Here is a 12894-nt window from a genome sequence, read left to right on the forward strand (position 1 = left end):
AAAGGATTAAAAAGTTATATGATATGAACTTGATAAACTCAGCGTCTTGCTTTGAACTCGGTCACCCACATCGATGTCGCACCGCACACCGCGACAGGCATAACGATCAGGTTCAAAATAGGAATGGTGGTGAACACGGAGACCAGCGCACCAAAGGTATAGGCTTTGCTTTGTTTTTGTTTCAAATTGTGTCGCATGTCATTAAACGGCACCTTGTGATTATCGAACGGATAATCGCAGTACTGAATCGCCAACATCCAAGCGGTAAACACAAACCACAGAATGGGGCCGAGCGTCTGACCTAAGGCTGGAATGAGCAGCAAAATAAACAATCCAATGGCTTTGGGCAGAACGTAGAGCAGTTTGCGCCATTCTCGTGCCAACACACGCGGCACATCTTTGATAACGCTGAGCATGCCATCGTCACTGATCTTTTGCCCCGTTAGGTGCTCTTCCACCTTTTCCGAGAGCAGGCCATTGAACGGCGCTGCGATAAAGTTGGCTAAGGTGCTAAAGAAGTAGGAGAAGGTCGCCAAAATCGTGAGTACCAGCAACGGCCACAGAAGATAACTCAACCAAGAGAGGAAATCGGGCAATTGGCCAATCCACTCCGCAATCCAACTATCCAGATGAGAAAAGAGATAAAAGAGCGCGCTTCCGACCAAAATAATGTTGGCGAGGAGAGGTAAAAGGACAAACTGACGAATGCCGGGTTGCAGAGTGAGTTGCAAACCGTGGAAAAAATAACCAAATCCGGTTTTTGACTGTTGAGTGTTGTTCATGAAAATGTGCCTAACAGGGTTTTTATGGTGTGTTAACAAGGAAAAGCGTGTTCAAAATCACATCATTATGGGAACTTCTAACATTAAGTTGTTCTAAAACCTATGAGAGTTTTGGTAGAGTAACTCAAATCAGATTATTTGAAACCAGTTTGGCTGATTTAGCAGCTGAATGATTGAGAGTGAAAGATGCAGGAATTGCGATTTGTACTGATCATTGTGGGCGCTTTGGCCATTGCCGCGCTGTTGTTCCACGGATTATGGACAAGCAAAAAAGAAGGCAAAACAAAATTTGGCAACAAGCCAATTGGAAAACTGGCGACGCCAGAGCAAGACGAATCCGTACCCGAGCGCTCTTTTGCTCCCGAAGATGATTTTGAGATTGTGCGTGTGACTAAGACCAGTCGCAACACCAGCAATAAATTTGCTTCAGACTCCGGTGAGACAATGGATGATCCTCTGCTAAGTGACCCGCTTCTCGACGCATCCATCAGTGACTCAACGTTTTCAAGCGATGCCACTCGAGATGAGCCAACCTTTAGTGAGTGGAAAGACGATTTGGTAGAGGAGTCTCAAACCACTCCGCTGCAAGATACTCCCCGTCAAGCGCCAGCGGAAGAGCTAGACATTCCCTCTATGTCTGCAAAGCCTCAAGAGCCCCGTGATGTGAGCTCTGTCCCCACCACAGAATCCGCGCCGACCGAGATTGATGATGACGAAGATGAGATGCAGGTGATTGTCATCAATGTGCATTGCGCTGGAGAGACGCCATTTGTGGGCACCAAGCTGTTTGATAGCATGCAGCAAAATGGGCTGATTTACGGTGAAATGGACATTTTCCATCGTCATGCGGATCTTTCTGGCACTGGCAAAGTCCTGTTTAGCGTTGCGAACATGATGCACCCTGGCACACTCAAGCATGATGATCCTGCAACATTCACCACTAAAGGGATCTCATTCTTTATGACATTGCCGTGCTACGGTGATGGTGAACAAAACTTCAAGTTGATGCTGAAAACCGCGCAGCAAATTGCCGATGATTTAGGCGCCAACGTGCTGGATGATGCGCGTAATCTCATGACGCCGAACCGACTTGATGCGTATCGCGCTCAAATCAAGGCGTTTAAGCTCGCACAGCAACCCTAGTCAGCAAAACAAAGCGTGCTACCATAAAGGCTCCTGATGCGGAGCCTTTTTCGTTTTACCTTATTCGCTTTAGAGTCACTGATTCATATTGGATTAAGATCAAAGGCAAAGGCCCTGTAAGTGGCCAAGATATAGAGCAGAGAGACTGATGTCCCAAGAAATCGAACAGAAAATTGAGGCCCTTCGTAGTGCGCTTCATCATCATGGCATTAAGTACTACGTGGAAGATAGCCCGGAAATCCCCGATGCAGAATACGATCGTATGATGCGTGAGCTTATAGAGCTAGAGCAACAGCACCCTCATTTGCGAACACCCGATTCGCCGAGCGCTCGGGTCGGGGGCATGGCCTTATCTCAGTTTGAGCCTGTGACTCACGAGATCCCAATGTTGTCGCTCGACAATGCGTTTGATGACAGCGAGTTAGATAGTTTCTACAAACGCATGACAGATAGACTGGTGGGCCAAAGCGTGGCTGCGTTTTGCTGTGAACCAAAATTGGATGGCTTAGCGGTCAGTTTGCTGTATGAAAATGGCGTGCTAACCCAAGCGGCGACGCGGGGTGACGGCGCGACGGGGGAGAACATTACCGACAACGTTCGAACCATCAAAGCGATTCCACTTAAACTGCGTGGTGAAGGTTGGCCTGCACGTATTGAAGTTCGTGGTGAGGTGTTCATGCCCACCGCTGGTTTTGAACAGTTCAATGAGCAGGCGAAAGCCAAAGGGGAGAAAGTGTTTGTCAACCCGCGTAACGCGGCGGCAGGCAGTTTACGCCAGTTGGACTCTAAAATCACCGCGACTCGCCCTCTTGGTTTCTATGCCTACAGTGTCGGTGTGGTGCAAGGTGCGACCCTGTCTTCAAGTCACTACCAGCGCTTTATTCAACTCAAGGAGTGGGGTCTACCCATGTGCCCTGAGGTGCGTTTGGTAGAGAGCATGGAAGAGGTGAAAGCTTACTATCAGGACATTCTCACTCGCCGCCAAACCTTGCCGTATGAAATCGACGGTGTGGTGATCAAGGTCGATGATGTGGCGCTTCAGCAGCAACTCGGTTTTGTCGCACGTGCGCCGCGCTGGGCGATCGCCTACAAGTTCCCGGCGCAAGAAGAGATCACTGTGCTTAATGACGTTGAGTTCCAAGTCGGGCGAACGGGCGCGATAACACCCGTCGCAAAGCTTGAACCTGTATTTGTTGGTGGCGTGACGGTGAGCAACGCTACTTTGCACAATGCCGATGAGATCGCGCGTCTTGGTGTCATGATTGGTGATCAGGTGGTGGTTCGCCGCGCTGGTGATGTGATTCCACAAATCGTCTCCGTGGTCGAAGCTAGCCGCCCTCTTGATGCAAAAGTGATCGAGTTTCCGAGTGCTTGCCCTGTGTGTCACTCCCATGTTGAGCGCGTGGAAGGCGAAGCGGTAACGCGCTGTAGTGGCGGATTGGTATGCCAGGCGCAGCGCAAAGAAGCCTTGAAGCATTTTGTCTCACGTAAGGCTTTGGACGTCGATGGACTTGGCGTCAAGGTGATTGAGCAGTTGGTTGACAAAGAGATGGTGACAACGCCTGCTGATCTGTTCAAGCTCTCTGCTGGTGTACTGACAGTGCTGGATCGCATGGGGCCTAAATCAGCGCAAAACGTGGTCGACGCACTGCAGAAATCGAAATCCACCACATTACCAAGATTCCTCTATTCACTGGGGATTAGAGAAGTGGGGGAAGCGACGGCTGCGAACCTAGCGATGCATTTTAAAACGCTACCCGCGATCAGCGAAGCCACCTTGGAACAGCTGATAGAAGTCCCAGATATTGGCCATATTGTCGCGAGTCACATCTTGGCGTTCTTCTCTGAGGAGAAAAATCAGCAAGTGGTCGAGGATTTGTTGGCGCAAGGGATACATTGGCCGGATATCGCTGAACGTGACGAGGATGCGCCCGCGCCTCTGGCCGGTAAAACGGTTGTGCTAACTGGATCACTTTCTCAGTTGACACGCAGTGATGCAAAAGCGGCACTGCAAACGTTAGGAGCCAAAGTGACCGGCAGTGTGTCCAAAAATACCGACATTCTGTTTGCGGGTGAAAACGCAGGATCTAAGCTCGCCAAAGCACAAGATTTAGGTATCGAGATCAAAACAGAACAAGACTTACTTGATTTGATGAAATAACCTCGCACAGCCAAGCCCCTTTCTATTGAAGCCCTTAGTGATTTTGCTAAGGGCTTTTTATTTGTCTCGTATTATCTACCTTCCGCCGACTTCAATAATCGCAATAATTAGTCAGTGATCTTGTTCATAGTCTTATGTTCGAATCTTACAATGAAGATAATTTGCGAGTGATCTCACGCCTATTGATGTTGTTTTTTATTTAAGTTTTTGATTTTGTTTGTTTTGATTGGTTTCGCCTGAAAAAGCAAAAAATGAGAGGTAGATCTTGTCTATTAATGGAACTTTGCTATTGCTCATATTTTTTTAGAAAAAAATTAAGTTCTATTTGGATATTTTTAGTCGCGAAGTTAGCCTGAGTTCATGGATACACAGTGTGTATGCAGGAATAGAAAATCGGATGCGAAAGGTTTGCAGAGGGTTTTCAACATAGGAAATGATTTCTCCCTTCGGCGGCCAACTTAAGGTGAGAAAACAAAAGACAGCTATATCCATTTTTAGGAGTTTTTCCATGGACAAAATGTTTAAACGTTCACTCGTAGGTGCTGCAGTTGCTGCTGTAGCGATGTCAGGATCTGTACTTGCAAAACCAGCTACAGACAGCGTGGACCTGTACGGTCAAGTTGCACTGTCTATCTGGCAGTTCGGTGAAGATAAAATCGCATCAGGAGACCAACCTCTACAGTTTGAAAATGAATCACGCTTCGGTCTTCGTGGTACCAAAGAGCTTGCTCGCGGTCCTAAACTGATTTGGCAAATGGAAGGTGGTAACGTTGGAGATGCTGGCGCAAATAGCGGTCTAGGTGTTCGCGATACCTTCGTTGGTTTTGAATTTGACGATGGCGGCAAACTTCGCGCGGGTCGTTTGTTGACACCGTTGTACGAGATTGTCGACTGGCCATACTCAGGTCAGCGTGCGGGTGCTGTGTTTGACTGGGGCGGCGATGTGGTTGGTGGCGCGCGTTACGACCGTCAATCGAACATGCTTCGTTACGACTCAGCAAGTTTCGGTGGCTTTAAATTTAACCTAGCTGCTGGTCGCGGTACTGAGTCAGACAAAGATTCTAACTTCTACGGTGTGGGTGCACACTTTACAACGGGTGGATTCACTGTTCACGGTGGCTTAGAAGTTGGTGAGAACCGCAGTGTCAGTGACTTCAATACTGCTGTTAACCGTTACCTAAATCAAAACCCTGGCAGCCGTCCAGATCTAGATTTGGGGGAAGATGGCAAGTCAAGTGCTATCTCTGATACATTTGCAGCAATCATTGGTTTTGAATACTACATCAACGACTTTGGCGTATACGGCGCTTATAAGATGGAAGAAGCTGAATACTCAAATGTTGTCGTTAAAGATGTTGCTGCTCCAGAGCTGAACGGTGCTGAAATTGAGCAAGACAGTTATTCGTTTGGCGTCGTTTATAGTGGTGTTGAAAACTGGAACTTCAAAATGAACTACGCGGCAAACCTAAATGCTGACCTTAATAGTTCTGAAGTGAAAGGAAGTAAAGATTACATCATTTCAGCTCAAGCGATGTACTTCTTAGATGATTCAGCATTGACTTACTTCCGTCCTTACATGATCTCGAAAGACGATTCTGATGCAGAGTTTGGTTGGGGTCTAGGTCTAGAGTACTACTTCTAAGTAGAACTAAATTTCATTGCCTTATAAAAAATAGCCAGCATTTGCTGGCTATTATCTTTTGGGTCATAAGAGCGTAATAAAAAACACCGTAGTTACGGTGTTTTTTATTAGTAAAAATTGTTATCGGGTAAACTTATTCTAAGTTGCTAATTGCCCAAGTTAAAAATTTCTTTTTATCTTCTTTGGACGCATTATTATAAGCATTCTTTAATGTTTCATAGCTTGTACTTGAGGCGGTATTTTCCAGCTTACTCTCAGAAATAGAAACGTGAGAGAAGTTTTTTAAGCTCGCTACTTCGGTACTCATGTTGTACTTTTCTACTTCTTGTACCATATCGGGCATAAGCTTAAACCCAATTGATATTTTGTCTTTCTTGATTTTATTTGGTTCATTGTTGTTGCTATCTATCAGTTGAAAGGTCGGATTAGCATTGAAGTCCATACCTTGATCAAATGTCTGAATCTTAGGGATAACAAGCTTGAAGCGTGCATTTGCGTCATCAAATGTTGCCACCAAAGGTTCTGATTTGAATTTGGTTTTTTCAGAACCAGACTCTCTGACTAGATGGGCAAGTCTAAAGACGATTTGATTAACACCGTCTTCAAGAACTAAATTATCTTTATAATCAAATCCCATACTTGAGTATCCGGCATCCTCGCCATTTACTGTGAGTAATTGAACCCCTCTTGGAATATCAATGCTTACTTCCGCTAAGGCTAATGTTGGAACCATTAGTATAGAGGGTAACAAGGTGTGAACTAATTTCATAATCGCTCCATCAACTGTGATTCTGACCTAAATAATGAAGGTAGAGAGAAGAATATAATAGTTATTTTTTGATGCAAAAAATACTAAATAATTACAACAATGAGATCTGGATGGAGTGTTGAAAGAGTCGATTTTTGCCGTGCAGAACGTCGTTGGAGGAGAGGGACGTTCTGCACTATCGGTGTTTAATACAACACCGAATACAATTGGCGGCGGTACTGACTGGCGATGGCGTTTCCTTGGCCTAATGCCGACAGGATATCCATAAAGATCTTTTTCAGATCACCGCCTTCGGTGTTGAGGTCTTTCTTAAGAAATGTCCAAAGTAGTGCAAGGGCTTCTTCATCGCGCTTAACTTGGTGGTAGCAAAGTGCCAATTCGGATGCCAATTTTGCGTTGCCTGGGTCATTCGCTAAGTCAGCTTTGAGAGATTGAATCTCTGGGCTGTTGGCGGATTGCTCATGCAACTCTAATTTCGCGACCAAGCCTTTGTAGTAGTTATCCTGGTACTCAAGCGGAATATGGCTCAGCATGGCTTTTGCCTCGTCAAACGCTTGGGTCTCGAGTAAGCAGTCTGCGATGGCGAGTTTCACGTCACCTTTTTGTTGCCACTCTTCTCCAAGACTTTGAAGAATCGGCAGTGCTTGAGTGTACTGCTTTTGCTCAATCAGAGTCAGCGCTTCACTGAGCGCCAGCTCTTCTTGGCTTGGCAGGTGCTTGCTCAGCATGGCTTGAATCGCTTCAATACCCTGCGGGCCACCTAAGCCGTCGACGGCTTGACCATTCATAAACAGGGCAATGGTCGGGAGCGCTTGCACGCCAAATTGCGAGGCGATCATTTGCTCTTGTTCACAATTGAGGAGCGCTAAGGTAAAGGCGCCGTTGTACTCCTGGGTTAGCGACTGAAGTTGCGGAATGATTTGCGCACTCTCTTGGCTCATCGGTGCCCAAAAGTGAATTAACACCGGCGTTTGCATTGAGCCTTCCAATACTTGTCGAAAGTTCTGCTCATTTAATTCAACGATATAGGGTGATTGCATGTGATCATTCCTTGCTGGTAGATGATGTTCGTAGTCACGATGTCTATAGGCAACATATGGGCGAAAGCCAAAGAGTTCAAGCACGCAACGCGATTCTGTGCTCTTTATGCCTTTGAATGGCAAACATTGCGCTTATTTCCAGCAGCTAGCGGGTGAGCGCAGGCCCAACTGATTGAGTGTCAGCGCGGTGTAAGTCGCACCGCCACACGCATCGCTCGCTTGTGCGCCACTGGGCGTTGCCGTAATCGTATAGGAGGCGGCGCTCGCGACAATGCTGAGTGAGTAACGTGCTGTGTCGGACTCGCACACCGTACAGCTCGACCCTGACATAATCGATGATGCCAAGGTGAGGTAGCTGCCATCGTAACCTTTCTCAAGCGCGAGTTGGATGCGGCTCAAATCGGCTAATGCTGTAGTGCGATGCGCTTTTAAGGCGTAGCTCTGCATCGCGGGATAGGCAATCATGGCCAATATCGTCACGATCGCAACTGCGATGAGTAATTCGAGCAATGTCATGCCATGTAAGTAATTTTTTCGGTTGTTGCAGCGATTTTTTCGAATCATTTCTAATGCTTCCTCTTTGATTTATAAACTATTTTTATGGGCTGATAGCATGTGCGCAAGATAAAAATGGCATATGCGATGGTTTACATAATGAAATGGGAAATGACTCGCGGCTTTACCTTGCTTGAGCTGCTCTGCACGATAGTGGTGCTCGGAATTGTGCTTACGGTGGCCGCGCCGAGTTTTCAAACCATGAGTGCAAGCAATCAAATGAAGCGCGTCGCGGGTGAGCTAGAGCACTTTCTTGTTCAAGCGAAGTCGGAAGCGGTGTGGCGCAACCAAGATCTGTGGGCTCACATTGAATCCTCTGTCACGCCAAGTTTGCCCGGTCAGTGGAGACTGCTACTGACAGACTCCGACACCTCGGGAGGAACGCCCATTCTTTACCTTGATGGCGCAAGCTTTCGAGATGTGGTGATCCTCTCTAACTATACCTCTGATCAAATCAAATTCGATGGTGTGCGTGGCAAAGTGAAAGATGGCAATTTGGAGTTTTATATTGCCAATACCACCAATCAGAACTTGAAACTGAAGAGTGCTTATGGTGCGAGCCGAGTGATGATATGCGCAGTAGGAGGCAGTCATTATGGCTATGCGCAATGCTAAACCGAGAGGCCATTTTCAGCGCGGTGCGTCATTGGTCGAGTTGCTGATTGCATCGGCCCTTGGATTGATTGCCATCATGCTGGTGGGCAGCGTGTTTATTCGCAGCCAAGCGGTGGCAACCGAGCGAGGCAAAGCGTTGCTGTTAGCCCAAAACCTATCGACTGCGATGGCACAAATGAAAGAGGACATGCAGCGCGCAGGCTATGACGGCCTTACGGATACCTATCACCAGTTGTCAGGCGCTTCGGGTGTCATTCATACCCAGTCTTCACCGGAGTTAGTGGGGTATGTGTACCGCGTTGCCTCGTCTGGCGCGAGTGCGTTTCGTAATGTGGTCTACAAGCGTGAGCCAAGTTCATCCGGGACGCTCGGTCACTCGCTCAAAATCTGTGAGAAACACACGCCAGCGCCACTTTCTGTCAGTGACGCAACTGACTCTGGACTGCATGGAAACTGTTACAACGTTTTTGATCCAAAACAGATTTCCCTTACCGCGTTAACCGTCAACACAGAGACGATTCGAGGAGGTTCGACACACAGCCAACAGGTCAATGTCACGTTGCGCGCTCAGTTGGTGAGTGACACGAGCGTGACGTTCGACACTTCTTCGGTGACTTTGCAGAGGAATTGGCAATGAGTAGGAACAAACAGCGTGGGGTGGTGACTCTATTCGTCACATCGATTTTGTTGGTGATCGCACTGGTGATGGTGTTGGCTTCTTATCGACATGTCTTTTACCAGATCAAGCGCTCACACAATGAAGTCAAAGCTAGACAAGCTCATTGGCGAGCAGAAGGTGGCATCGAGTGCGTCTATGCCTATTTAAAAGGAAGCCCCAACCTCGTTCCCGATTTGACGACGCCAGGGCATGGATTGCTCGATTCAATTTGTAAAGAGACGTTAGCGCTCGATGACTTGTACCTGCGCGCTTTAACCGCGTCCGATTATGTGATTGAGTCACAAGGCACAACTCACGAACTTAAAAAGTCGTTTTATTGGGGTAGCATGACGGGGCTTGGCGCGATTCAAACCACTGCAGATCTGCGTATCCGTGGCAGTGCGGCGATCGCAGCCGATGCGCCTAAAAAGCCGAATGGAGAAGGCGAATATGAGTGCGTTGCGATTCGCTATAAACACCGTGTGACGTTTGAGTCACCCACAGGTGCTTCATTGAGCACCGAAGACCCTATGCCAAATGGCCCTTATCCTGGGTTCTCCGGTGACTGTGCCAGTAGCCACAAAACCTCGACCACTGAAGGGGGCAATACCACCGATGACCCAGACCTCTTTGCGCAGGATTATCTCAAAGACGACGATCTTGACCCGTTTTATAACTATTTTGGTGTCACCAAAACGACGTCAAACATCTCAAATATTAAAGCGGATTACTACTTAATCACGAATCCCGAAGTCTCGGACGGTCAGACTTGCCATCAACAACTGGCGGATGCTTTTGCCAGTTATGACAAAGTGTGGGTAGAAGGCCACTGCGTCCTCAGTGCGCCGCTCACTGTCACAGGGCCGCGTTCACTGGTCGTCGCCAATGGCATATTTGCCTCGACAGGTTCAACCAGTTACTCAGGCTCATTTTTTCATATGGTGGATCGTACCAGTCCCGCTTTTAGCGATGAGAATTTGGCGAACTATTGGTCTGAAGTCAGCTTTTTTAGCGCGATAGAAAGTCTGCTCTCAACCCACACTGTCTACTTGGACAATGGCGCGTTTCACCCCAAAGGGGGGATGCATTTCGATTCACCCAATGGTGAAGTGGTGCTCAATGGCTCGTACGACCTCGACTACTCGTCAGCCAATAGTCTCTACCAACGGCCGAAAACCCTAATGTGGAACAATGGAGGTTGGTATGCAAAATAGCCAGCGTGGTTTTAGTTTGGTGGAAGTAATGATTGCGTTTATTTTGATTGGTGTCGCCTCGTTGTCACTGATCAAGCTCCAAGCATACGTTGAGCAGCGCTCCGATTTTGCCGTCAAGAGTATTCAAGCACTCAATATCGCAGAAAGTCAGTTGGAGTGGTTTCGCAGTCGCGGCGCATCAGCGGCGTTGTCTAGCATACCTCCCGCCGATTTTACGAGCATAACCAGTGGCAGTGACGCGACCACATACGCTCCATTTACCGTGCGTTGGCAAACCAGTGAGCCGACTGCAACCTTATCCAACGCATTGAAAACCATCACAGTGACAACCGAATGGCGAGATAGGTTGGATGCCGCTCAAACCCTATCCGTGACCACTATGATGTCAAGCTACAGTGAGTTTACTAATGACTAAATAGCCCTCATGGATAGGTGGTGTTAATTGATAGGTAATCCAAATAAATTTCTAATTGGTGAACGAGTTGTGAGGTATTTGGTGGGTTTTTTGTGGTGTTTGTGTTGCACGTCTTTGACGTTTTTGCAAAACATGTCTCCAATTATGGAAAAAACCTTAGAATCTTGTGCTTTTTGTAAGCGGGTTTTATAGAATGCTTGGCTGATAATAGACCGTCAAAAAATATAACAAGGTCTAGGGCAACAACATCAAACTATGGAGTTACCATGAGTAACCAAGCAATCAATTCAGCGCCATCTGCTAAGCCGAGTGGGATGGATCGCTTTTTAAACTTTATCGAGCGCGCAGGCAACAAAATTCCTGATCCGGCGATCTTATTCTTTTGGGCATTGGTGATCACTTGGGTAGCATCAGCGCTGTTGTCTAATGTGTCATTTGATCTGATCAATCCTCGTACAGGTGAGGCATTGGCGATCAACAACCTGTTGACGGGGGAGGCATTAGCCAGTTTCCTCGCGAATATGGTGACGACTTTCACCGGATTCGCACCTTTAGGTATCGTGCTTGTGGCGATGTTGGGTGTGGGTGTGGCTGACTCTTCTGGTTTCATCACCACAGGTCTTAAGAAGATGCTGAACTTCACGCCAGCAAAACTTCTGACGCCAATGCTGATTCTGGTTGCCATCGTGTCGCATACGGCGGCAGACGCGGGTTATGTTTTGGTTATTCCTCTCGGTGGTATTATTTTCCATGCCGCTGGCCGTCACCCACTTGCGGGTATCGCTGCTGCTTTTGCGGGTGTGTCAGGTGGTTTCTCTGCTAACTTTATCCCTTCTGGTATTGACCCTCTGTTAGCGGGTTTCACTCAAACTGCCGCACAGGTGCTTGATCCTAAATACGTCGTCAACCCACTGGCCAACATCTTCTTCACTGGGCTTTCATCAGTGATCATTGTTGCGATTGGTTGGTACGTGACAGAGAAAATCATCGAGCCTCGCCTAGCAAAAACACCGATTGATGACGATGCGGAGAAAGCCCCGGATCTCGGTTCATTTACAGAGTTGGAATCGAAAGCGTTTCGTTATGCCGGTTGGTCGATGATGGCGGGTATTGCACTGCTGATTGCAGCGATTATTCCGGAGTCTTCTGCACTGCGCTCACCAGAGGGTGAAATTACTGCGTTCTCAGCGCCGCTGATGAAGTCTATCGTGCCACTGATCTTTATTTTGTTTATCATCCCTGGGTACGTTTACGGTAAGGTTGCCGGTACGTTTAAGACCAGTAACGACGTTATTAAAGCGATGTCCGACACCATGGCGACCATGGGCGCGTACATTGTGATGTCGTTCTTCTGTGCTCAATTCCTTTCTGCTTTCGCACAATCGAACATCGGTACTATGTTGGCGTTGTACGGTGCAGAAGGCCTGAAAGCGATGAACCTACCGGGTGAAGCGACCATTATTGGTATGATTCTACTGACAGCCGCTGTGAACTTGTTGATTGGCTCTGCGTCGGCGAAATGGGCATTGATTGGTCCAATTCTTGTGCCAATGTTGATGGCTGTAGGCATCTCTCCTGAGCTGTCTCAAGCGGCGTACCGTGTTGGTGACTCAGTGTCAAACATCATTTCACCGTTGATGGTCTTCTTCCCATTGGTGGTGGTGTACTGTCAACGCTACGTGAAGTCGACGGGTATCGGTACTCTAGCATCGTTGATGATGCCATTCTCAATTGCGATGCTGATTGGCTGGTCTATCTTCTTGCTAGCGTACTGGGCGGTTGGCATCCCACTTGGTATTCAAGCGCCTTACACTTACGTGATGTAAGCGCGGCGTCTTGGTTTCACTATGAGCCAAGTCTCCTAAATTAAATATTTACGCCAGCGATCCCGCTGGCGTAT

12 protein-coding genes are annotated in these 12894 nt (G+C 47.7%); 8 read left to right on the plus strand and 4 right to left on the minus strand.

Annotated features, from left to right (window positions below):
* Positions 1-38: 38 nt before the first annotated feature.
* Positions 39-782, minus strand: a complete 744-nt coding sequence (cysZ, locus tag AC6R0R_RS10205) for a sulfate transporter CysZ (RefSeq protein WP_500626588.1) — start codon at positions 780-782, stop codon at positions 39-41.
* 186 nt (positions 783-968) lie between these two features.
* Here cysZ and zipA point away from each other — a divergent pair, with 186 nt between their 5' ends.
* The 3 genes from zipA (at position 969) to AC6R0R_RS10220 (ending at position 5728) form a co-directional block, all read left to right on the plus strand.
* Positions 969-1925, plus strand: a complete 957-nt coding sequence (gene zipA, locus AC6R0R_RS10210; RefSeq protein WP_500626589.1) for a cell division protein ZipA — start codon at positions 969-971, stop codon at positions 1923-1925.
* A gap of 148 nt (positions 1926-2073) precedes the next feature.
* The gene (ligA, locus tag AC6R0R_RS10215; RefSeq protein WP_500626590.1) at positions 2074-4086 is read left to right on the plus strand and encodes an NAD-dependent DNA ligase LigA; all 2013 of its coding nucleotides are present in this window, start codon (positions 2074-2076) and stop codon (positions 4084-4086) included.
* 508 nt (positions 4087-4594) lie between these two features.
* Positions 4595-5728 (plus strand): porin, encoded by a 1134-nt coding sequence (locus AC6R0R_RS10220; RefSeq protein WP_500626591.1) that lies wholly within the window; start codon positions 4595-4597, stop codon positions 5726-5728.
* A gap of 133 nt (positions 5729-5861) precedes the next feature.
* On the opposite strand, the gene AC6R0R_RS10225 is transcribed toward AC6R0R_RS10220, so the two are convergent.
* The 3 genes from AC6R0R_RS10225 to AC6R0R_RS10235 all read right to left on the minus strand — a co-directional run bounded on the left by AC6R0R_RS10225 (position 5862) and on the right by AC6R0R_RS10235 (position 8101).
* Complete coding sequence (locus tag AC6R0R_RS10225) at positions 5862-6497, minus strand: YccT family protein (RefSeq protein ID WP_487903204.1); 636 nt, start codon at positions 6495-6497, stop codon at positions 5862-5864.
* Between the two features lie 185 nt (positions 6498-6682).
* Complete coding sequence (locus AC6R0R_RS10230; protein ID WP_500626592.1) at positions 6683-7537, minus strand: co-chaperone YbbN; 855 nt, start codon at positions 7535-7537, stop codon at positions 6683-6685.
* 132 nt (positions 7538-7669) lie between these two features.
* On the minus strand, positions 7670-8101 hold the full coding sequence (locus AC6R0R_RS10235; protein WP_500626593.1) for a type IV pilin protein: 432 nt from the start codon (positions 8099-8101) through the stop codon (positions 7670-7672).
* Between the two features lie 102 nt (positions 8102-8203).
* Between AC6R0R_RS10235 and AC6R0R_RS10240 the strand changes: the two genes are divergently transcribed.
* The 5 genes from AC6R0R_RS10240 to AC6R0R_RS10260 all read left to right on the plus strand — a co-directional run bounded on the left by AC6R0R_RS10240 (position 8204) and on the right by AC6R0R_RS10260 (position 12820).
* Positions 8204-8707 (plus strand): GspH/FimT family pseudopilin, encoded by a 504-nt coding sequence (locus AC6R0R_RS10240; protein ID WP_500626603.1) that lies wholly within the window; start codon positions 8204-8206, stop codon positions 8705-8707.
* The gene (locus AC6R0R_RS10245; RefSeq protein ID WP_500626594.1) at positions 8688-9344 is read left to right on the plus strand and encodes a PilW family protein; all 657 of its coding nucleotides are present in this window, start codon (positions 8688-8690) and stop codon (positions 9342-9344) included. The genes AC6R0R_RS10240 and AC6R0R_RS10245 overlap by 20 nt, the downstream gene beginning before the upstream one ends.
* Complete coding sequence (locus AC6R0R_RS10250) at positions 9341-10579, plus strand: hypothetical protein (protein WP_500626595.1); 1239 nt, start codon at positions 9341-9343, stop codon at positions 10577-10579. The genes AC6R0R_RS10245 and AC6R0R_RS10250 overlap by 4 nt, the downstream gene beginning before the upstream one ends.
* Entirely contained in the window at positions 10569-10994 is a 426-nt protein-coding gene (locus AC6R0R_RS10255) for a type IV pilus modification PilV family protein (RefSeq protein WP_500626596.1), read from the plus strand. Before AC6R0R_RS10250 ends, AC6R0R_RS10255 begins: the two co-directional genes overlap by 11 nt.
* A 266-nt stretch (positions 10995-11260) precedes the next feature.
* The gene (locus AC6R0R_RS10260) at positions 11261-12820 is read left to right on the plus strand and encodes an AbgT family transporter (RefSeq protein WP_500626597.1); all 1560 of its coding nucleotides are present in this window, start codon (positions 11261-11263) and stop codon (positions 12818-12820) included.
* The last annotated feature ends 74 nt before the right edge of the window (positions 12821-12894 follow it).

Source organism: Vibrio sp. R12-SW3-ISO1 (assembly GCF_059834005.1).